Source organism: Lacinutrix sp. Hel_I_90 (assembly GCF_000934685.1).
In the GTDB taxonomy this organism is placed as follows: Bacteria; Bacteroidota; Bacteroidia; order Flavobacteriales; family Flavobacteriaceae; genus Lacinutrix.
The window spans coordinates 3237771-3261158 of the sequence record NZ_JYNQ01000001.1; the positions used below are offsets into that span (position 1 = coordinate 3237771).

At 34.9% G+C, this 23388-nt stretch carries 21 protein-coding genes; 16 read left to right on the plus strand and 5 right to left on the minus strand.

The window, feature by feature from the left end:
• Positions 1-91: 91 nt before the first annotated feature.
• Positions 92-1138 (plus strand): hypothetical protein, encoded by a 1047-nt coding sequence (locus GQ46_RS14280; protein WP_044403367.1) that lies wholly within the window; start codon positions 92-94, stop codon positions 1136-1138.
• Positions 1139-1155: 17 nt separating this feature from the next.
• Entirely contained in the window at positions 1156-1800 is a 645-nt protein-coding gene (locus GQ46_RS14285; protein ID WP_044403368.1) for a hypothetical protein, read from the plus strand.
• Positions 1801-1815: 15 nt separating this feature from the next.
• On the opposite strand, the gene GQ46_RS18085 is transcribed toward GQ46_RS14285, so the two are convergent.
• The 4 genes from GQ46_RS18085 to GQ46_RS14300 all read right to left on the minus strand — a co-directional run bounded on the left by GQ46_RS18085 (position 1816) and on the right by GQ46_RS14300 (position 13668).
• A complete protein-coding gene (locus tag GQ46_RS18085; protein WP_255350642.1) occupies positions 1816-1941 on the minus strand; it encodes a hypothetical protein in 126 nt (41 codons plus the stop codon).
• Positions 1942-2198: 257 nt separating this feature from the next.
• A complete protein-coding gene (locus GQ46_RS14290) occupies positions 2199-6353 on the minus strand; it encodes a T9SS type A sorting domain-containing protein (RefSeq protein ID WP_044403369.1) in 4155 nt (1384 codons plus the stop codon).
• 39 nt (positions 6354-6392) lie between these two features.
• Entirely contained in the window at positions 6393-12254 is a 5862-nt protein-coding gene (locus GQ46_RS14295) for a T9SS type B sorting domain-containing protein (RefSeq protein WP_044403370.1), read from the minus strand.
• 1150 nt (positions 12255-13404) lie between these two features.
• Positions 13405-13668 carry a hypothetical protein gene (locus GQ46_RS14300; RefSeq protein ID WP_044403371.1) on the minus strand — a complete coding sequence of 88 codons (264 nt, stop codon included), beginning with the start codon at positions 13666-13668 and terminating at the stop codon, positions 13405-13407.
• A 183-nt stretch (positions 13669-13851) separates the two neighbouring features.
• Between GQ46_RS14300 and GQ46_RS17785 the strand changes: the two genes are divergently transcribed.
• Entirely contained in the window at positions 13852-13995 is a 144-nt protein-coding gene (locus tag GQ46_RS17785; protein ID WP_156133220.1) for a hypothetical protein, read from the plus strand.
• A gap of 369 nt (positions 13996-14364) precedes the next feature.
• Entirely contained in the window at positions 14365-14511 is a 147-nt protein-coding gene (locus GQ46_RS17790; RefSeq protein ID WP_156133222.1) for a hypothetical protein, read from the plus strand.
• Here GQ46_RS17790 and GQ46_RS17240 read toward each other — a convergent pair.
• Positions 14508-14948 (minus strand): hypothetical protein, encoded by a 441-nt coding sequence (locus tag GQ46_RS17240; RefSeq protein WP_052503492.1) that lies wholly within the window; start codon positions 14946-14948, stop codon positions 14508-14510. The two genes, GQ46_RS17790 and GQ46_RS17240, sit on opposite strands and share 4 nt — an antisense overlap.
• A 96-nt stretch (positions 14949-15044) precedes the next feature.
• Between GQ46_RS17240 and GQ46_RS14310 the strand changes: the two genes are divergently transcribed.
• The 12 genes from GQ46_RS14310 to GQ46_RS14365 all read left to right on the plus strand — a co-directional run bounded on the left by GQ46_RS14310 (position 15045) and on the right by GQ46_RS14365 (position 23388).
• Positions 15045-15314: a hypothetical protein gene (locus GQ46_RS14310; RefSeq protein ID WP_044403372.1), complete on the plus strand. Its 270-nt coding sequence runs from the start codon at positions 15045-15047 to the stop codon at positions 15312-15314.
• A gap of 28 nt (positions 15315-15342) precedes the next feature.
• Positions 15343-15942: a LuxR C-terminal-related transcriptional regulator gene (locus GQ46_RS14315; RefSeq protein WP_044403373.1), complete on the plus strand. Its 600-nt coding sequence runs from the start codon at positions 15343-15345 to the stop codon at positions 15940-15942.
• A 263-nt stretch (positions 15943-16205) separates the two neighbouring features.
• Positions 16206-16583, plus strand: a complete 378-nt coding sequence (locus GQ46_RS14320; protein WP_156133224.1) for a hypothetical protein — start codon at positions 16206-16208, stop codon at positions 16581-16583.
• Positions 16576-16815: a hypothetical protein gene (locus GQ46_RS14325; RefSeq protein WP_044403375.1), complete on the plus strand. Its 240-nt coding sequence runs from the start codon at positions 16576-16578 to the stop codon at positions 16813-16815. The genes GQ46_RS14320 and GQ46_RS14325 overlap by 8 nt, the downstream gene beginning before the upstream one ends.
• A 12-nt stretch (positions 16816-16827) precedes the next feature.
• Positions 16828-17094 (plus strand): hypothetical protein, encoded by a 267-nt coding sequence (locus tag GQ46_RS14330; protein WP_044403376.1) that lies wholly within the window; start codon positions 16828-16830, stop codon positions 17092-17094.
• A 2-nt stretch (positions 17095-17096) separates the two neighbouring features.
• A complete protein-coding gene (locus GQ46_RS14335; protein ID WP_044403377.1) occupies positions 17097-17450 on the plus strand; it encodes a hypothetical protein in 354 nt (117 codons plus the stop codon).
• Positions 17451-20897 (plus strand): DNA primase, encoded by a 3447-nt coding sequence (dnaG, locus tag GQ46_RS17245; protein ID WP_052503493.1) that lies wholly within the window; start codon positions 17451-17453, stop codon positions 20895-20897.
• Between the two features lie 11 nt (positions 20898-20908).
• Positions 20909-21190: a hypothetical protein gene (locus tag GQ46_RS14345; RefSeq protein WP_044403378.1), complete on the plus strand. Its 282-nt coding sequence runs from the start codon at positions 20909-20911 to the stop codon at positions 21188-21190.
• Between the two features lie 3 nt (positions 21191-21193).
• Complete coding sequence (locus tag GQ46_RS14350) at positions 21194-21442, plus strand: hypothetical protein (RefSeq protein WP_044403379.1); 249 nt, start codon at positions 21194-21196, stop codon at positions 21440-21442.
• 86 nt (positions 21443-21528) lie between these two features.
• On the plus strand, positions 21529-22023 hold the full coding sequence (locus GQ46_RS14355; RefSeq protein ID WP_156133225.1) for a hypothetical protein: 495 nt from the start codon (positions 21529-21531) through the stop codon (positions 22021-22023).
• Between the two features lie 54 nt (positions 22024-22077).
• Positions 22078-22317 carry a recombinase family protein gene (locus GQ46_RS14360; RefSeq protein ID WP_052503494.1) on the plus strand — a complete coding sequence of 80 codons (240 nt, stop codon included), beginning with the start codon at positions 22078-22080 and terminating at the stop codon, positions 22315-22317.
• Positions 22318-23388, plus strand: a complete 1071-nt coding sequence (locus GQ46_RS14365; protein WP_044398855.1) for a DNA cytosine methyltransferase — start codon at positions 22318-22320, stop codon at positions 23386-23388.

Genomic DNA, 23388 nt, shown 5'->3' on the forward strand with positions numbered 1-23388 from the left:
TAGTAAAACCAAGCCTATCATTATCAAAACGCGTCAGACCTGTTTTAGTAATACCACTAGCTTTTAGACTTCAAAAACCCCACGAGATCGTATGCGCATTAATTTAAACCCTTGGCTAAACATAGCTATTTTTACAATTGCGCTTCAGCTTACCGCGCAAGAGGTCGTATTTAAAACCCCCAGCTTTCCTGCTCCAGAACAGGAGCTTCTCTATTTTTTGTCTGAAGACCATTTTTTTAACCCTGATAATTATAACGGCGCATTACAAGCCTTAGAAAAGCATTTTACAGAATACAGTGCAACAGGGCAAGTGCTACGTGCAGATACCATGATTACACAGCCCTTCAAAAACTATAAAACATTTAAAAAAATTAGTAAGCAGCCCATTTTAGATTATTTAGGCATTCATGAGATAAAAAAAGCAGGTAGAAACACCTTTGAATTATTTCAGTATGACTCATTACACATTTACAATGTGGTGTATACCTTAAAGAATAATAAAATCACGACCGTAACAGAAGACACTTCGGTTTATGTAAATGACATTAAGTATGGTTATAACGCGCAAGACCAGCTCGTAAAGAAAAGCTATTTTAATGAGTATGGTAGTGGTGTTATTATTGAAGCAAAATACAACAGTAAGGGTCAAATTATAAGTCAGTCCAGTTTTGATAATACCGATGGCCTCTATGTTATTCTAAAGACCTACACCTATAATAACGAGCAGTTACTTACCCATTTTAAAGAAAAGAAAGCACTCTATTTTGTGCCTTTTGAGGAAGAAGAAGAGAATCTCGGGATTAACGAAGTCCATTATGAAAAGTATGTTAGGGAAGACACGTATTTTAATATCAAGAACATCCATTTTTCATATGGTTCAGACCAAAAACTAACAGAGGTCAGCCAGACACATCGCGGGTTTAGTAAGGAATTAGGCGAACAGCTTAACACAAACTTTAATTACAACTTAAGCTACCTTCCCAACCAACTGAGTATAGTGGCAAGCTTACCAGAAAAGCGCAACTACGTTTACCAGTTTGACAACCAAAACAATCCGATAACCATACGCTCCTATGTGGTGACCGACGCAGGTACCTGGTTACAGAAAAAAACAAGGTTTACAATTACCTACCACTAATTATTTTTAAGCTATAAATGAATCATCCAAAAATTAAAGGACACCAACGCATCTGGAAGGAAATAGACGAATGGGTTGCGTATAACCAAGACTTAGATATAGACTATTTACTACGCACGCACAGGTCTCATGTAAAAGTATGGGTAAGCCCGTATAGCGATTTAAGCTCGGGTAGAAAATCAGCAGTACTAAAAGGAAAAACCCGAAAAAAAGTATTAGCAGGACTGCTGGATATCTTTAACCAGTGGGAAAAGCAACTAAAAACCTTAGAGACCCCTTATTATTTAGCCTTATGGCTTTATGAGCCCCACCTTCACAAATCGCAGGTGGTCTGTAGTATTGGCAGTTGCTTAGATTTTTATGATAAAACCTTCTATAAGCCTGAGCTACAAAAGCAAATACCGGTAACTAATTACGGGCACTTTTCTGAAGCCTTGAGCGAATTTAACTGGACACACGCCTTAGACGAAACCTTCTACACCCCAGAAGATTTTGAGGCGACGCCAGACGAATTTTATTCCCTTAAGGAGTATAGAAAGCATAAGAAGTGGGCAAAACGCAAACTCAAAGAAAACCCAAGAACGGTAGTAGACCCTATTAGCCACACAACTTATTATTTTGTGCCGCATGGTCGGGTTTGGATTGGGCAGAAGAATGGGTAGATGGACGGTGTAGGTTTAATTGGAGACAGCTGCGTTTGTGTTTTTATAAACCGTGAGTTGTAAAATAAAAATACCGACTAGAGTATTACTCATTTTTACTGTTTTTGAATTGGTAATATCAAGTTTGTTAATATCTGTCATTCCAGTGTTATGGACTAATCGTGAAAATAAACACCTATTTTAAAGGTTTCCATAATGCGGTGTTTAAAAAGGAGTTTATATTTAGGCTCTCCTAATTAATTGATTAATTAGTCCAGGACAAGTACTAATTGTTGTTTTGGAGTATTAGTCTGTTACATTACTAAAATCAACCCTTTTACATGTTTTATGTGAGAAATGGCATTATATAAAAAAAGCGTTAAGATTTCACTTAACGCTTTTTTTGTGTTGTGACAGTTTTATTTATTGACTGCTAATTTTAAAGTTTTAATAAATCCATGAGTAGTAATTCGTGCCAAATAGATGCCAGTATTTAACTTTCCTGATAATTTTAGAGTAAAACTATTATTTCCTGGAATAATATTTAAAGTTTGAGACGAGAGTCTTTTACCTTGTAAATTATAAAGTTCTAATTTTGCATTTTGGTCTGAAGAATTAGAGTTTATATAAAGAGTTACATTACCTGTATTTACAGGGTTTGGGTATAATTTTAAACCAATAGCGTTTAAGTTATTGCTGTCAACACTTAATGTAGCAATATCAATTTTTATTATTGAACTATAAGTAAATCCACCAGAGGTATTAATCATTTTAAGACGGTAAAAAATGATTTCATTAGAACCAAAAGAAGCATCTACATAGTTAAAAGCTTCAGGATTTGAATTGGTGCCATTTCCTGGTTGTTGATTTACTGCTGTGAAATTGTCAGGTGTATTATAGCTGGTTTCTAAAACAAATGTTTGGTTATCATACTCGCGTAATGTATTCCATACTACATTAATACTAGAATTATTAGTTGCTAATTCGCCATAAAAATCAGTTAATATGGTTTGGAATAAAGCAGGGTTTTCTTCAATAGTTACCAGAATGGTATCTTCTAACCCATTTACAGATGCCGTTAATAGTGTTGATCCAGAACGTTCAGCTTTAATTGTTCTTGTGTCCAGCTGAGAAATAAGGGCATTATCTTCAATGGTTAATATCAGGCCGTCCATGTCATTAATAACTCTATCAATACCGTCACTAAATTGTCCTATTACTGTATATGAGTAGTTTTCCTGATTAAGAATATTGGGATCTCTTTGTGAAAATTGAATACTTTGTAATGTAGCGTTACTAGATAATTCAACATTAAAAGTTACCGTATTTGACGCATAACCCCAAACGCCTTGTTTATATCCATTGGCAGTAATTGTTGTTTCTCCATAAAAGTGTTCAGGAATTACAAAATTAAAATCGTTTTCAAACGCTAGTTCACCTGCGATTCTCGTTTCATAAATGAATTGTTCTTTATCATTTTCATTTTCATAAAACACGATAATTTTGTCTGTATTTTCTGCATACACTTTAAAATTCAATACATCTCCAGGACTTCTATTATCAAAAACTTGAGGGTCTCTATTAATCAGAATTTTGGAGGACAAACTTTGTCTCAAGAGATTACCAGAAAAATTAGGTAATACATTATATCTTAAGGGAGATGGGTTTATACCGTTTTTAGTAAATTGCCCGCTATTTGTTTCATCATTAACATTAGATTTTAGTAACTCTATAATTTTTTCATGAACTTGTGGTGCCTCTGTAACTCCGGGAGTTCCAGGAATTAAATTACTGTGTGTAATGCCAGTAAACTCAGAGTTAAAGCGTGTGCCTCCTAACCCAGCTTGCATACTTGTTAAAGGGACAATAGCATCACTTTCTTGCCCATCGTAAATATGTTTTAAAACATTATCTATACCATTTGGCAAATCGTTAGTGACCATAATTGCGAGATTATATAAATAGATCCCAGCTTTATATGCCTTAGGGATATAAGTTGTTAGTCCGCCATTAATTCCTTCCAAATCATTACATAGAATAGGATGAAGATCGCAAGGGTCAAACGTTGTACTAACGACATGAATAGGAACGCCTTCCAGTTGACTTACATTAGAAGACCTGTTAAGATTTTTAATAAATTCTGTATTTTCTGGTGGTGTTACTTGAGAAAGGTTATCTAGCTCTACCATTAAATTACGGGCTCCCCAATTTTCTATTCTATCTAATTCTGGTACAGAGGCTATGCTAGCAAGGTTTCCAATGGTCAATCCTTCACTCGATACGGGCACATTAGCTAGATCTTCTATATTATCATTTATAAACGTGTTTATTTGAGTCTCATTGTTTAACACAACCCTTTTGTCTAGGTTTAAATTTCCTCCTTGAGCACCAAAATGGGGGGTGTTTAGTGTAATTAATGAATTGATATTGTCTTTATAAGCATATCTGGGATCAATACCTTCTATATAGGCTCTGGTGTATAATCCACCTCGGCTGTGAACAATAACGTTTACTTTACCAGCAGAAAGTAGATTGCTTGCGGCTATTTCTTTTAACGAATTTATATAATTAGGGATTACCCATGAATCTGTTGATTTATCAATAAAAGAACCATCATTATAATTAAACTTAGCAAAAGGGTGTTCTGCCGCTTTGCCGTCAGACCTCCAGGCTTTTAATGTTTGTCCTATATAGCCATTATCTTTCAAATAATTTTCTAATACTTGTACAGAACTGACATCAGACCATACTCCATGTCCTAATAATACTGGGGGTACATTAATTTTTATATTATGTTTATAAATTTCAATAGGATTAGATGGGTTTGAAACGACATCCACAATTTTAAAACTGTAGATTTTATAAATTTTACCTGTTTCGTATTCATCAATATACTCTGGATGCTTATAGATGTATTCTACATATTCTAAATCATCTGGAGAAGTAGGTTCTCCATCATAACTACTTAAGTTTTTAAGATAGAAATAGCCGTACTGTTTAATATACTCAGGTTGAAATATTTCACTAACGGGTCCAGGTCCAACATATAACCTGTAGGAAGGACTACCAATATTATAGTGCCCTGCAGGATCACTTGTATTAAATCGGAAAAGAGTTGCAAGAGAACCATCGGCAGCTACTCCAGGTGTTTCAGACTCTAAAGCAAAGCCATCAGTAAGTTCGTTTTTCAAAACAGTAAGTAGTTTTGTGTTTTCATCGGTATCTTTGCTTAATGTCGAATAGGTGTAAGTGAAATCTCCTCTAATATTATAAAGTTTCATGCCTTCAATAGGAATAAACAATTTCATAATTCCATTGGGAGTTGCAATCCAGCTTCTGTAGGGGTTTTCTGGATCTGAGCTTCCTCCTGAAATGTTACTAGATAGCATGGTGCTATCAAAAATGTTTTGACTACCTCCAAAGTCGTAATTGGTATATATATTATAAGACAAAGGGTCGGTCACCTCTCCAAAACCATTATACACGATCAGGCCTTGGTCTGTACCCATATAAACACGTCCTAGTTTATCTTTCCAAATAGCATTATCATTAAATCGAGCACCTTCAGGTATAATTTGGAAAAAGGTCGATGCCGGTTCATTTAAATTACTGCTTAAATACGTCCATTCATTATTTTTGTACACAGCAAAACCTTTACCAGGAATAGAGGTTGTTACCCATGTTCCTTTAGAACCGTTAGCACATATACCATTTATAACTCCTCCTGGAGAAAAATTCATTTCAGCATAAGTATGTTGCTCTAAAAACGTACCGTTAAGATCATATTTTAAAACTCTATTAGGTAATAGTTGCTCATTATCTTTTCTAACATATTGCCAAGAACCAACCCAAACACTTTCATCATCAGCAGAAATAGCTTGCATGTTTCTGTTTTGAGGCGTTTCTGAAGGGCCTGGATTATAAGTAAATGCAGGATAGGGTAATTCAGTAGGCTTTATAGCAATACTTCCACTGCTATTAAACCAAGCCCCTTTGGTGGTGAATTTTATTTGATTGGCATCTTTAAATGAAATATCTCCGGGAGTTAAAATAAAGGTACTTTCAACGGTTAAATTATGGTTCCTGTTTACAGTCCAGACTCTATTGTTTTTGTCGACAGTAACAGAGTTTAAACGCGCACCTCCTAAACCATCTCTACCAAAAAATTCAAAGCCTAAGGCATTTCTATCTGGAGAATAATGTTTTATATTACCAGTACTGCTAATTCTTTCTAGACCACCTTGTCCGCCATTAAAATTTGTGCCTTGGTGGGCAATCCATATGTTACCAGACAAATCTGCTGAGATGTCTTTTATTTTAATTATTGCTAAATCGGGGTTCGCTCCAGCTGCGTTAAATGAAGAGAAATCATTTGGATAGGTGTCTCCGCTGGTATCGATATTAAATATGCCAACTTGGTCTGCTGCTGCCCATACTTTTTGGTTAGCGGCATCTACTGTTATAGCCGTAAAAGGCTGGTTGATATTAAAAGAGGTAAACCTGGATTCTACTTCTTGAGCATAACTATAAACTCCGAGAAATAGAGTAAAAAGTATAAGTAATCGTTTTTTCATAATAAGGGTTTTAAATTAATTAATCTGTTTTGGTTGCTATTATCGTTTTAAGGTAAAGTGTCCTCTTAAGTGTCTTTGGTTGCCGCTAAAGTTTTCTGTAAATTCAACCGTGTACCAATAATCTGATGTTGGCATTATAATGCCATTAAAGGTGCCATCCCAACCCCTGCCATAAGGATTTAACTGCTTTAGTAATTTTCCATAGCGATCATAAATAGCGATATATACATGACTCTGAAATTCTTTAGATAAGCCTTTTGGTATCCAATAATCATGATAAGTATCGCTATTAGGCGTAAAGTAGTTTGGTATACTAATAACCGAAATAACGTCACTAGCACTACCGCAACCATTTTTATCTCTAACATAAACAGTATGTAAACCGCCTTGAACATTTGTAAAAATGTTACTGTCCTGGTAAGGTCCAGAGGCTTCTAAAGCATATTCGTAATCACCTTGGCCACTGGCATAAATAGTAAGTGTATTAATCGTTGTAGCGTCTTCAATATCTACTCGATCTATAGTTGGAGCACTTGAAGGGCTAACTAGTATTGTTCTGGACTTCGAACATCCAGCATTGCTTGTAATAGTTACTGTATAGGTTCCAATTTCATTGACCTGTATTGTGGGAGTCGTTTCATTTGTGCTCCATAGAAAGGTATAGTTTGCAATAGCATTATCAATAAGACCAGATTCTAGTGCTATAGTCTCTGGATAAGCATTAAGACAATATATGGCGTCTGCATCTTCTTCAAGATTTGGAAGGTCGTTTACGATTAACAATACGTCATCAATACCAAAACATCCATCAGCATTTTCAACGCGTGCATAAATGGTTTGAGAATAGGGGTTTGTATTTGTGTAATTAGAATTCAAAGCGTTTTGTTGCAATTCTGCATCTTCATAAGTTTCATAGTAAACGACTTGCGTTGTGGCTGGTAAACCAACAATGACCTCACTATCTGCTAATGTCAAATCGAAAGCATTCATGCCGTCTTCAGAATCTAATTCATCACAAAGTTCTAGCATCGCAGGACTAGGGTCTATAAAACTAGCCTCTAATTTTAGCTGTGCAACACTAAAACATTGTGTGCTGTTATCTATAACTTTTACAAATAGAATCTGTGGGTTAGACGTATTATTGAACGTTGTATTTTGCACATTAATATCTGCCTCTAAATCTGCTTGTGATAAGAAGAATTGCGTCGTGACGTTACTATTGTTATTTGTTAATTGACCGTGATAGTCATTTAAATTATAGTGCATAAAACCATCTGCAGTATTATAATAATCACATTCTAAAACCTCTTGATTAAATGCTTCTGGAAGCGGAAGCTCTGTAACAATTACATCGAAGGTGCCTGTACACCCGTTGTTGTCGACTAAAGTCACGCTGTAAGTTCCAGCAACCGAAACTTCAATGGTTTGTGTCGTTTCTAGCGTGCTCCAAGTATAGGTGGCGTAATTAGCTCCAGCATCTAAAACTACAGAGGTGCCTTCACAAAAAGTAGCTTGTGTTAAAGATGGTGGCATTATATTTATAGTTTGTATGTCAAACTCGGTTATATTATCACATTTGTCAGGTACTGAAACTCTAACGTAAACGGTTTGCGTATTTGGATTTATATTTTCATGTACTGTTGGATTTAATAGTGCATTCTGCTCTAAATTCGCATCTATCTCTGTATTGTAATATCTAAAAGTGGCTCCGGTTTCTGAAGTGAAGAGACTTTCAAAAGTAGTTAAATCGAAAAGTGCAAAGCCGTTTAAATCATTATCGCAAGATTCTAATATATCTGTAACGCCTTCAACTGTTGCAGAACTTCTTATAGTAATAGTTACTGTTGCAATCGAATAACAACCAAACTGATTTATAACATGAATGTAAAGGGTATGATTATCGTTTGGAATCGCATAATTAGTAGTAGTTGTTATTGCGTTTGTTTGGCTTTCTGCATCAATTAAATTAAGGTAGTAGGTAAAGACTAAATTGTTTTGATCTTGAATTATTAACGGATTTAAATCATTTAAATCTAAGGTGTAAGCGCCGTCAAAATCAGTATCGCAAATTTCATAGCTACTATCAATCAATTTAGGGGTTGCTAAAGCTTTTAAAACTATGCTTCCTATTGAAAAACAACCTGTTGCTAGAGCATCAAATCTTACAAAAATAGTATCTGTTTCTGAAGCTGTATTATGGTTTTGAGGTGTTAAAATAAGGAAGGCAGGGTTTGCCGTTTGCGCCCCAATTTCATCTGAATAATAGCTAATTGTAAGTCCAGTTGTATCTGCCAACATATCTGGAATTGCAGTTGTTAAGTCAAACTCTTCCGAAAGATTAAAATCATCATCACACGCTGTTAATTCTGTATCTTGTATGGCAACAGGAACTGTAAATGCTAAAACCATTTCTGCAATAGAATAGCATCCCGTTGCAAAGTTTGTAACTCTAACATAAATATTTTGAGGCACAGCTGTTATTAAATAAGTGGAAGAAATTGCTCCTGTGTCATTTATGGCATTCGTTTCTGAAGTATAATACTGGAAACTGTGGTTTGCAGTATCTGAAATTAAATCGGGATTACTTAATGTTAAATCGTAATTTTCTTGTCCATCTGTAAAGTTATCACAGACAGTTACCGTAATGTCATTAACTATTGGAGCGGGCTGTAAATTGAAAGTTATAGCGCCAACAGTTTTACAATTATCAGGAGCTTCTAGACTTACATATAGTATGGATGCATTCGTGATTGTTGTCGTTGTGATTGGGTTTAACAAACTGTTTGCGTCACTTAAAGAATTATGATAGGTTAGGTTTATGCCTGTTTGAGCACCTAATATTTGGGTATTAAATTGTGTTAAAGCTACGGCGTTTTCTATGGCATCATTTTCAAAATCGCAAAGGGTTATTGCATTTGAAATTAGTTCTGGAACGGATACAATGGTTAACGCTATTTCAGCAGTAACATAACAAGTGGTTGTTGCATTATAAAGACGTACAAAAACCGAGGTGTCTGTTGTTACTAAATAGGCTGTGGGATTTGTGATTTCTGTAACAGGATCACCAGCCTGCGCTTCCAGCACTGTAAGATAATAGCTTGCGGTGTACGTTGTAAAGTTGGTATTTACAGCTGGTAAAGCCTCATTTAAATTGAATAATTCTTCATTATTGTTGTCTGTATCACAAGCTTCAAGTGTGGTATTGGTAGTTGTGATTTCTGGGTGAAATGTGATAGTTATCGTGGTATCTGTAGTACAACCATCGGGCGTAGTTACAAACACATTTATAATTTGTGTAGGGCCAACGACATTAAATATCATTGGGGTGCTAATGTTAGTACCAGAGCTATATTCGTAAGCAAAAGTAGCACCAGGTGCTGTGGTTATTTGTGTTTCATATTGTGTGATATCATGTACCTCTTGATTGTTTGCAAATTCATCACAAATAACATCTGTAACGGCGTTAAGAAGTATGGTGGGTTGAAAATCTAAAGTCACTTCTACTGTTGTGAAATCTAGTTCTGTACCTTCAAAAACTAATGCAATTCTTGCATAAATAGTAGTGGGTGCTGTAATATTAATTTGAGTGATTGGATTGGTGTAGGCATTAGCTTCTGTTAGTAGCATATGGTAGGTGACTTGCATGTATTGCGCGTTGTCATAACCGGTAATTAAACCAGAATCGTAGTTGCTTAAAATAACCAATTCTTCTAAATCGTTTGCGCTATCACAAATTTGAAAATCACCATTTCCGCCGCCACCACCAAAACCAACGGCGTCTAAAGCGATATCCCCAATGGTAATACAACCTGAAGCGGTGTTTGTAAAAACCACAAATACTTCGGTTTCTGGATTGGTAGTCGCAAAATTTGCGGGGTCTGTAATTAAACTTCCAGGGTCTTGGGTTTGAGCACCAATTAGCGAGTCGTAAAACTGATAGGTTATTCCTGTTAAATCGGCAACCATATCTGTAATAGAAGCTGTTAAATCGAAAATAGTACCAGAACTCACTTGCATGTCATTTTGTACAGTAACACCCGCTATATAAGTAAAATTAATAGGAAAAACGGTCACACACCCTGAACCTGTAAAACTTCTCACCCAAATTTGTGCAATCCCATTTAAAACATAAAACTCAGGATCTATTGGGTTTGTTGCGCTCATAGGGTCAAACGGATTCGTATTATTTAGGGCCCAACTTTCAAATAAATGATAGGAGAAGTTTAGTGTTTCGGTATTATTTGTTTGAACCTCTGATTCATGTTGTGTTAAATCGTAAATAGCAATATTAGAGCATAAAGTAACTTCAATAGGTGCTACTATAGGAACTGGTAAAAGATTAATATTAATTTCTACAATATTAGGGCAGGTTGCATCTGGTTGTAACGTGAATCTAATAAAAACGGAATCACCATTGGCGGCTGTTAAATCTGTTATCGGATTTATATTATTATCGGCGTCATTTTGGGTTGCATGATAAGATAGGTTTACGCCAGTTTGAGCGCCAATAATTTGTGTGGTGTAATTTGAAAGTGTAATTAACTCAGCATTATCATTTGCAATATCACATAAGGCAATTTCTGCTAGTTGAGAGGTTGCTAATGCTTCTAAATTAATGGTTAATGTGCCAACATCAAAACAACCAATACCTCTTTGAAGTCTAACATAAATTATTTCGGTAGGGTTGTTTACTATATAGCCATTTGGATTAGCAATTGGATTGGTTTCTGTTTGAGCATCTGCTAAAGTGTTATAATACGATAGCATTAATCCTGTTTGTGAACCAACCATTAACGGATCGTAAGTTGTTAAATCTATAGTCTCGGTTCCTATAATATCAATGTCACAAAAAATGATGTCATTGTCTATTGCTACAGGATATAGTAAATCAATTGCGATATTTATGGTGTCTTGAAGAACAATATTTGGTCCAATACACAAGTCGTAGATCACAGATGCCGTATAGCTTGTAGTTTCTTCTGGACAGATGGTAATTTGGTCTCCAGTAGTGATTAGCATGTTGTTTTCATCTCGCCATTCTACAGTCGTTACAGGAATTCCGTTTGGTATAAATCGCCATGCTTCGTTTGTCGTTGCCCAAATGCTTGTGTTTCTATCTGGTGGAGTAGTGGCACTGGTTCCATCACTGTTTTGAATACCAATAAGGGCATTTTTTCTGTATAATGCAGAGGTGCTTGTTTCGCAGTTTATTGGCTTTTTTTCAACATAAACTTCAATAACATTTGAACCTTCATAAAGCACAATTTGAGAAGTAGATCTGCTAATTTCACAATTAAAATGATTTAAGTTTTCATAGCTTATAACAAACGATCGTGTTGGCGCTGAACCAGTTATGTAGGTTTTAATTTCCCCACATTCGTTTTCTATTGTACTTGGATCGTTAGTACAACCAAAAACATTATTATCGTTTGTTAAATCATGAAAAACACCAAAAATGGCATTAGTTGGCATTGAGGCATTGGGAATTGTACCAGCAAAATAAGGACTATCTGCTAATGCTAACGCTGAATTGAAACTAATGATTCCGTTATCACCAATAAGTAACTGATTATAGCCTTCGGTATAAAAACAAAAATCAAATGGGATTGGTAAAACGGCGCTCCATTTGTCGTCTCCAGAAATGTTTACCAGTGTTTCGTTGGTTAAGCCTGTTAAATTATTAAAAGGTATCTGGCTGACTTCATAAGATGTGGTTTCGTTTATGATAGTATAGTTTGCTTCTAGAACAAAGCATCTATTGCCATCTACTGGATAGTCACAATCTACTAAAATGTCATCAAGCCCTTGGCTGTCTGTTATTTCAATAAATGGAGAATTATTTTGTGCAAGTAATGCTAAAGGAAAGAATAACAAAAAAAAGAGAGGGAACTTTGATTGCATATTATCTATTAAAATTTGAAAGACGAATGTAATAAAAAGTGTTTTATGAGCAGTGAATTTTTCTGTACAAATAGGGAGGCCGAAAATAATAACAATATCAAAAGAGGGAACCTTGAGTACATGTGAATTATTGAAATTTAAGGTTTAAAATATCCAAACAGTAAAAAGTAAAATTTTTATTAGCTTCTCTGGGTTTTTAAGAGTCTCAGTTTTCCATTATATTTATTGGAAGGCAACAGGTTTGAAAACACTTAATTCAGTTCAAATGTAGAAATGAAATAATGATAAAAAAAAGAAAAGGTAGTGCATTTTATAAAATAGGTAAAGCTTAATTACTCCTAAAGCATTTGTTTTTAGTTAGTTATAATAGTATTCAAGTTTAACGCTAAAACGGATATTAAGGGGGTTATTTAGCTTTTAAAAAAAATGCATATTTAAAAGTTTTTGCGCTGTTCAATTTTTTAGAAAAAACAATTTACAGTTTTGTTTTTAAGTCATTTTAAATGTCAACTAAAATAAAAGTCTTCTAAAACAAATGCTTTAGCGGACGAAAAGAAGAATGATGGCGGTTTGTTTGCAGCCCAACGCCTTTAAACAACAAAGGGCAATCAAGTAAAACTTGTTGCCCTTTTTATGCTTAAAACCGCAACAAAGTTGCGCTTAATTGTGGAGTCGGAGAGATTAGCTGCGCTGTTCTCTGTCACTCCCATCCTGTAAATGCAACTTGCTGTGCTTTCAGCCCAGGCACTTGTAAACAACAAAGGGCAATCAAGTAAAACTTGTTGCCCTTTTTATGCTTAAAACCGCAACAAAGTTGCGCTTAATTGTGGAGTCGGAGAGATTAGCTGCGCTGTTCTCTGTCACTCCCATCCTGTAAATGCAACTTGCTGTGCTTTCAGTCCAGGCACTTATAAATAAAAAAGAGCAATCAAGTAAAACTTGGTGCTCTTTTTATGTTTAAAACCGCAACAAAGTTGCGCTTAATTGTGGAGTCGGAGAGAATCGAATTCTATAATAACCATTTTACAACAATTTAAAGCCTGTTTATAGGCTTTTACAGCGTTTAATTATATGTGTGTGACGTGTTTTTGACACGCTCCATTAGCTATTTTCATCAATAACACTAATGGTTTACACGGTTTTAAAATATTTAGTCTTTAAGTTTTTTACCTTCACCAAGCAAAAGCCAGTTCATATTTATAGGTAAATGGCTCCCAATCGCAACAATAATATCGGTGCTAACTGTAGGATAACTATTAAATCTTTTATCGAGGTGAAACAACCGGTTAACTTTTTGCGGTTTATCTATATTAATAATGGAGACAAACTTGGTAATGTTTCCTTTGGCATAGTCGGTAATGATTTCTTGCACACGTTTTGTGAGTTCTGGAAGTTTTTGTCTATTTTCTTTCATTATTTAATTAAGTATAATTACTTTTTGATTATTTAATATTTAGGTCGTATGTTTACGATGTATTAAGTATTCTCCCGCTTAATAAATTATGGATTGAACCCCAAGCTCGATTGTGTAATTTTTATCAACCATTGTAATGATGTACATTTAGCGTTAATGTTTAACGTTTAAATTTATATCAAAATGAAAAAATTATTAAAAGCTACATTTACATTAGCAATCATCGCTTTATCGTTCTCTTCATGTACAGAAACTGAACTAAACGAAAATGAAAACCTACAAACAACGACCATCGGAGACGGCGAAATCACAGACGACGACATATAAAATTGTCATTTTTTTAATTACTGTAACCTTACTAATTTATATTCACGACGCGTTCGATAAAAACTACGGCAAAATTGGTTTGTCTACAGTAAGAGTTTATCTCTACACAGTACTGTCTGAAATTCGTTTTCTGGCAGTACTTTTATTTTCTTATTACTTGGCCAAAGGCAAACCCTGGCGTTTTGTTTTATGGCTTCCTATTATAATGACAACTTATCAAACCGTTATAAGGATCTTCTCTTTGCAAAAAACGGGTTACAATGAGTTCGATTTAAAACTAACGTTAACCGTTATACTATTCATCTTTTTAATAATCTACTACTTTAGCAAGAAGAAGAAATGAGTTATTACAAACTATTAGTCCAGATAATGGATTATAATAGCCAAAAAAGCAATTACTCTATAGAAGAACAAACCAACCTAGAGCGTGATTTTTTGGAAGCCTTTGGCCAATTAAAAGGAAAAAACATTAGTGCATCCATAATTAAATTTATAGACGACATTAACGAGGGTTAATCCTGCTTCTTCTTTTTATCTTCAAACCCTATTTTCACGGCCAACTCAATTACAGATCGGGCTACACCTTCCACTTTATCATCTAGCGGCTTAAATTGTTCGTTAAACTTTTTATCTACTATTTTCTTTATTATAAGTTCTAAAGCTTTACCAATATCTTCTGTTTTGTTGTAAACCTTATTCGCTTCATTTGCGGTATTTTCCTTACTCTCATTTTCGTATTTCTTCTCACCAGTGATCAACCAGTGTAAATCTATCTCAGGATAATCAGATACAATTCTATCTATTGAGTTAGAATTTATGCCTGTTAATTTCTGTTTTCCTTTGAAATTAACATAATTTAAGTCTAAGTCACTCAAAAACTTTTCATAGCTAATCCCTTTGTTTTTAGCGATTAACAATATTCTTTCCTTTATGGTGGTGTTTTTTTTATCCATTAATTTGGTTTATAGATAAAATTGTATCTATATTTGTATAAGTAATATAACAGTAAAGTAACAGAAAAATAGTTAATAAAAAAATAGGGCATTTACATGATAACAGATATTGAAAAGCAGGCCATAAAAAAACTAATTGGACATAGATATGTTTCTCTTATTCAAACTGAACTAAATGACAGTGATGAGTTTAACAAATCAGGTGGGTCTTATTCTTCTGGTCATATAACAAACGTTATGAATGGCGAAAAACATGATGTTATAGAAGCTGCTATATATAGAGTGGTGGAAAAAAAGCACAAAGAAATTGAAGCTAGAAAAAGCTTAATAAACAAAAAATCCGCAGCGGTAACTGCGGACTCTTAATAATAATTAATCACTAAATCTTAAAGCAATGATTAACACAGGCAAATTTACAACATTAAATCAAACAGCGCAAATAGCAGGCGTAATGCCAAGCGACAACAATATAGAATTTATTGGTGTTCGCAAAACTAAAGAGGTCCTTTGGTTGCAAAATGGTACCAATCACTATTTTTCGGATTTACCATTACAATATTTTCAACTACTAAAATCTGCTTATTTAAAAGATCATAAAGCGATTAGGTTTTTAAGCTCTATTACAGAGTGTTTAAAAAGACAGATTGAATTGTATACCTATTACATGTATGGCGATGTAGATACTACTCCAGATATTTCTGAAGGCCGTTTATCACCATCTGAAAACTTTAGAGATACCAAAAACTGCCCAAGTTTATTATGGAACTCTAAAAACATAAACATAGCCACTCATGTTCTTACTCCAAGACAGCTAGTAATTGTAGACCTTATAGGCAAAGATCTTCCAGATAAAGCCATTGCCGCAACATTAGGCATCTCTCATAAAACATTAGACTTCCACAAGTGTAATTTATACAAGGCCGTTGGTGTAAACACTAAAACCGCATTGTTAAAAATGTCTATACAGTATAAAGTAATAAGTTTTTCCTGCTAAGCTCCCAGAGAAATAAATATAAATACTAATAGCGCTTGGGGAGCTTGGCGAAAAACTTTAAAACAGAGAATTATGTCAATACGAATAGAACCAACAATCAACGGAAAATTTATAGTTAACAACAAACAAGTTTGTCAAGACTAATTAGGAAACTGGAGTTGTGAAATAGAGTTTACCACTGCAGAAAAAGAGGCATGGGCTTTTTATAAAAAAGCAATAATCGATCAAGAGAGAAAGCTACCAATAATGACAATAAAATACTAATGTACTACTCCATTTATAGCAAAGTGCTTGAGCAAAGCGTAATAAAAACCCAAAAGGAAGTAAGAATTTTTGAGGCTTTTTTAAAAGGTATGAAAATAGACTACACCTTGGTTTATCCAAGTGGTAATGAGATGGAAGTAAAGTTTAACAATTTAGATATGGCAACAATTGAAGAATTACACTTAAAAATAGATCAAGTAAATAAGCAATTAGGGTTTTTAGAGAATAATAAAAGCATTTCGGTTTCAGATAAAAAAGACCTCACAAACCATTATAGCCAACAGCTTAAAATTTTTAATAAAGCTCTGCAAAAGCTAATAAACAATATCGAGGTAGTAGAAGAAACCAATAACACTAAACCAATAAGCCATGATTAAAATAGCAGCAAAGTTAATAGAATTTGGTATGGATTATCAATATGAGCATAACGGTAGTGAGGGTGAGTCTATAGTTTGTTTTCAACTAGATATTGAGATATACACGCACCAGGGCACACTTTATTTTAAGCACGAAAACCAGAAAGACGAATTTAAAGACGAGGATAAATCATTTAGATATTTAACTGCAAAACTTCACGATTTAATTGTAGCCGAAACAAGTTCATTTTAAACAACAAGCACTATGAGAAAAAGACAATATTATATGCAAGAAGGTGCAAGGGTTTTAGCCCTAGGAAGAAAAGGAACCATCACGAAGATAATAGGTGCTCCCAAACCAATGCAAGAATATTTAACAGCGGTACATGTGCTTATAGATGATAATGAGAAAGCTTCAAAATACAATCCTTTTGATATTGAACCCTACGATCCCAACTGCCCAGCACAAGTGTATTTAGCAGACCAAATCTCTAAGAAAAATTACCACAACCAACTAACAAAGCCTAACTAATTATGAAGCCAATTATTTTATACGGAAATAGAGCGTCTGGAAAAACGTTTACAACAAAATTACTTACTTCTACACTTACAGAAGATGAATTCTACACTGTTAGCCGAAATGAAGAAGATTATCTGACTTATATAACAATGCCATTATTAGAAGAGTCTCGAAACCCTAGATTAAGACTTATTATTATTTCAGACTGTGGAAACTTTACAAGCATTTTAAGGATTATAAAGTTGATACAAAAGCTTAATAAAGACATTCAAATTGTTTTTGATAGCCAAATCAGTAGTAAGCAGGTTTTAGAAATGGAAAAAAAATATATAGCTAATATAAATCTATTTAAATGCAACTATAATTAAATGAGATATACAGCATCATCAATAGACATTGTTCGCGAAGCAGACATCGTAAAGACTATCGAGAACTTTGTTTCCTTAAAAAAAGTAGCAGCTAATTACAAATGCAACTCACCATTTACTAACGAAAAAACACCATCGTTTACCGTATCTCCGGTTAAACAAATTTTTAAGTGTTTCTCTTCTGGATTGGGTGGCGATGGTATCAAGTTTGTCATGCAACATGAAAGAGTGGAGTTTGTTGGTGCCGTAGAGATTATTGCCAAAATTCATAACATACACCTAGAAAAAGAAGAAGTTACGCCAGATGTTCAACGTAAAATGGACCAGAAGTCTGAGATGTATAACGTTACAGAAAAGGCCGCACGCAGTTTCTTTAATGCTTACAAGAAACTTCCAGACAACCACTGGGCTAAAGTGTTAATTGCAGATCGTGAATTTAATGAAGAGAGCATACTAGCCTTTCAAATTGGGTTTAATGGCGATGATAACAAGTTAACAAAATGGTCTATAGAACACGGCTCGCTTGCTGTTTCAAAAGAGTTGGGTTTATCTAAAACTAAAGACAATTCTAGTTACGATATTTTTAGAAACCGCATCATGTTTCCTATTCATAACGAAAAAGGTACTGTGGTTGGTTTTGGCGGCAGGCAGTCTAACGACCCCAAGTTAGACAAGTCGTTTAAATACATCAATTCTAAAGAAAGTTTAATATACGATAAGTCGTCTGTGCTTTATGGTTTGTTTCAAGCCAAACATATTATTGCAAAAATGGGTACCGCCATTTTAACAGAAGGCTATACAGATGTTATTGCCATGCATAAAAATGGTTGTGAGAACACCATAGCATCTTGTGGTACCGCTTTAACAGAACGTCACGCACAGCTAATTAATAAGTATGCACAAGAAGTCGTTTTACTTCGTGATGGCGATAAAGCAGGCTTAAAAACCATGCTTAAAAAAGGGGGTGATATAGACATTTGTTTGTCTCACGGCTTAAATGTTTCTATATGTATACTTCCAGATGGAGAAGACCCAGACACGTTTTCTAGAGCACAACTAGATATGGGTACCTGGATAGATAATAATAAGCATGATGCAGTGCTTTACAAAGTCTCTCAATTCGATTTAATTAGAGATCGTTATGAAACCGATGTTGAAGACATTAAGAAAACTTCGAAACTTCAAATTAAAGCGGTAGAAGATTTAATTGTTGACACAAAAGACCTTGAGGGCAAAGAATTAACAGATGCTAAAGCGTTTAATAAAGGCTTATCTGGTGAAATTTCAGACATAAAAAAAGAAACCACAAACGAGTTAAGAGAAATACAGCAAATAGATCCTACCAAAAAGGCTCTTGCTGTAAATGAAATTGCCGATATGCTTTTTAAAATTAAGCACGAGGTTAAAAGAGAGGAGTATATAAAGCAAATTGCTAAAACTTTAAAAGTGAGCACCGCTGCTATAAAAGCCGAAATTGGCAAGTTTGAGGTTAAGGCCACAGAAGAAAAAGACAAAGACAAAGACTCTGGCAAATTATCTATGCGAGGCATACAGCTTCCAGAAGGTGCAAATAAAGAAGAATACTTAGAAGGCCATGGGTTTGTAACCGTGGGTAACTCATACCATTTTCAACGCCTAAATACAAACACGTTTTTCCAGGGTACCACTTTTAAATTAGAACCGCTATTTCATATTCTAGGCGATAAAGAAAACACAAGACTTTGCGAATTAACAAACATTAAAAATCAAAAACGATTAATAGATTTTGATACAGACATGCTGGCTTCGTTTAACGATTTCAGAAAGTACATTTTTAAGCTTCAAGGGTTGTTTATGTTCTTAACACATAATGGTTTTCGTACAGAGCACTTTGATAAGTTTGTATACCGTTTTGAAGAGCAATTCGAACCTGCCCTAGAGCTTTTAACAATGGGTTGGAACACTAAAGGCTTTTATGCTTTTGCAAATGGCGTGTATTGGGAAGGTAAATTTCGAGGTGTAAACAAATATGGCATCATGAATTTGGAAGGTATCGATAAAACCGAAAGCGATTACAACCAGAAAATTGACAATTACTATTCACCTGCCTTTTCTGTAATGCATATTGACAACCAAGAAGGGGATGATAAGTACGAGAATGACAGGTATTTTGTTTACAAAGAATCGTCAATAACGCTTAACGATTGGATGCAACAAATGATTGTTGTTTTTAAAGAAAAAGGTATTGTAGGAACGCTGTTTAATTTTGGGGCCATCTTTAGAGATTTGTTTTTAAAGCATTACGATTCATTTCCATTAATGGGCGGTTTTGGCGAAAAAGATTCTGGTAAATCTGGTTTTGGTAAAATACTTCAAAACTTCTTTTACTACCGGTTACCACCAGTAGATTTAACACAGGTAACACACGTAGGTTTGTCTAGACGTTTAAGCCGTAATACAAACACGGTGCAGTTTGGCGATGAGTACCAGGATAGAACGGTTAAAGAAGAAGTAGGAAACCTATTAATGGGTGCATGGAATGGTATTGGTAGAGAAAAAGGTAACGGTGTAGGAAGTACAAGAACCAGTTTAGATAAAATAAACTCTGCAGTATATTATGCCGGGCAGTTTATGCCAACATTTAAAGAGAATGCCCTTGCAACAAGAACGATATCTAACTTCTTTATAACTAGAAACTTCTCCCCACAAGAAAAAACAGACTTCAATAAATTATTAAACTGGACAAACGCAGGAATTAGCAGTTTGGTTGTTGATGTAGTGCAGCATAGAACATACTTTGAAAAAAGGTTGCCTTTGGTTCATGCCGAGACAGAACGAGAATTAAAACAACTTCTGGGCAACGAGCAATACCAAGAACGAATTTTCGGTAATGTCTCTATGCTGTATACTACTTATGCCATTTTAAAAGATAAACTAGACTTTCCGTTTACAGAAAAAGAGGTTCAAAAACTGTGTATTGAATTAATAATTAATAACAGTGAGCAAATTGCAGACAGTAATGGATTAACCGAGTTCTGGAACATTATAACCTTCCTTTTCGAGCAGGGTAGAATTAAGCTTGATAACGATTTTGCTATACGCAGAGATATAGACTTCAAAATACTAGGAGAGAAACGTAAAGAGATCGTTCATAAAAATGAAAAAGGCGACCAAATACTTTACTTAAGACTAAAATCTGTATACCAATTCTACAACAAAGAAGCCTCTACTAGAGAAGGTGTAGATGTTATTGGCCAGACTACAATACGTCATTATTTTAAATCAAGACCAGAGTTTATTGGTTTGGTAAAAGGGCACAGGTTTGGCAAAGCTGGCACGCAAAGCTGCTATGCTTTTAATTACACAATGATGGTTAAAAAAGGATTAGTAACGCTAGAGGAAGATCTATCTGAAGAGGATTTATTTACACCGGCAGAAGAAGAAACTACAGAAGTAGTCGATTTCTAAAACACAAAACTATGGAAGGAAATATATCATTTAATCAAAGCTTAAGGTTAGCAACTAAAACAGACCTATTGGTAGGTAAAGGGTTGTTAAAAATCGGGCAACCCATATATGTTAAACACTTTAAAGACAATAAAATTTATGGTGTGTATATAATAGATGCTTTTACCAGGGCAAAAAAACTAGAAGAGTATTTTAATCACGATAGAATTTTTGTTCCAGACTTGGAATATATCAATGACATTAACAACCAACTGCTTCAACACGATTATAGAAGCCGTTTACAAAACCTATAAATCATGCAAACACCAATATCCACATTAGAAGATTATAAAAAAGGCATAGAGCAGCAATTGGTAATCTGCAGAGAAAACAACTGTGATGTTGAAGCTTTAGAAATAGAGCTGCTAAAATACCAACACGCCATTAAAATATTAAAAGAGTTTGGATTTAGACAAGGTGATGCCGAGAAGCATGTTAAGAAAATGAACGCTTTAAAGCGTAGACGCTATGTAAATAAAATAAACAATATAATGCAATCCGCTTAGAGTAGTTGTGAATGCCTATAAAAACAAATAGGGTAAAATCTACCAAATCCTTACCCTATTCTAATAATCCATTAAAAACAATTAAAATGAAAAACTTAAACAAAAGTACAAAAATTGTATTGCTAACCATTGCAATATTACTATCAAGCTATTACGCAATAGCACAAGACAAGAGATTTACAATCGCCATGTATGCAGACCCTGTGGCCACAACAAAAAACGGTTTTAATATCGGGGCCTCTATAGATTACCAAATGCAGCTAATGTATTTCAAAGCTCAAGTATTTACATTCCCAAATCTAAACGGAACCAATTACACAGAGTTTACCGGTACACCATTAGGTTTTAATTACCATTCAAAATTTGATGACTTGCGAATATACTCAGGGCTTAAACTAGGGGTGATTTATAGAGATGGTCCAAACCCAACTTATGGCGTTGAAGCAGGTATCGAATATTATTTCAGAGACTTCTTCATCGGTCTAATGGTTAGTAGAGATAGAAGAACAGATTCTATAATATGGAAAACAGAACCCTACTGGCGCAACTCTGGTTTCATAAAAATAGGGATAGAGCTGTAAAAGGATTTTAAAACATTTTTCACAAAACCAATTCACGAAACTAAAACTAATAAAATGTTATTCGCATACGCTAGAGTCAGTACAGAAAATCAAAATTTAGCATCTCAAATTGATGCAATAAAATTATTCGGAGTAGAAGATGAAAATATTTATTGCGATAAGGATTCTGGAAAGAAAACAGATCGTAAAGGACTTACGGATATGTTAGGAAGATTAAGGAAAGGTGATACCGTTTATTTTTATGATCTAACCAGAATAGGGAGAAACTTCAAACATTTAATAACTGTAGAATAAATGCAATTAGCACAGGGATCAATTTTTTCGGGAATAGGTGGACCAGATTTAGCAGCTCATTGGATGGGTTGGAAAAACGTGTTTCATTGCGAGTGGAATAAATTTGGACAAAGATTATTAAAATATTACTGGCCAAACTCAAAAAGCTATGAAGATATTACAAAAACAGACTTCTCTATTCACAGAGGAACAATTGACGTTCTCACAGGTGGATTCCCTTGCCAGCCATTCTCCGTTGCTGGTCAGCAAAAAGGTATTGACGACGACCGCTATCTCTGGCCAGAGATGTTGCGTGCCGCTGTTGAAACAGAATCGCCTTGGGTTATTTGCGAAAATGTTACTGGAATCTTCAGTATGGAAGGTAAACAAGAATTACCAGGAGAAGTATTTTTTAGAGTGGACAGCCGAAAACTTACCAGATTTGACACGAGTGACCACTATGAGGCAATATACACACGACAATCAAAAATGCTCGTCGGAAATATTATTAAAGACCTTGAAGAAAACAGTTACACCGTCCAAACATTTGTTGTTCCGGCTGCGGCTGCGCAAGCTCCCCACAGGAGAGACAGAGTGTGGATTGTTGCTCACTCCGACAACTATAGAAAGAGCAGAGCATCCCGACAAAATGAGAGCCAGAGCCAAAAAGAACGGTTACAAAAATGGGACGAAGTTCAACAGTCTATCCAGTCAGATAATTTACGGGAACTTTCTTCCGACACCAAAAGCAAGAGAGGCCCCAGATTGCAAAGCGGAAAGGAAAAGGAACACTCCGAGTTTGGAAAGTCAAGCATTGATGGGAATGTTACCAACACCACAAGCACAAGAGGGCGGAAAGATAACAGGAAAGGAGAACCAGGACAGTATAACCAAAAGAGTTCGTCAAGAAACTGGGAAAATTTCCCAACTCAATCCCCGATTTATAATGGAGATGATGGGATTTCCTCCAAACTGGACGGAATTACCTTTTCTAAGTGGAGAAAAGAAACAATAAAAGGCGGAGGTAACGCAATTGTGCCACAAGTTATTTATGAATTTTTTAAATCAATTGAAAGTATAGAGCTTTCATAA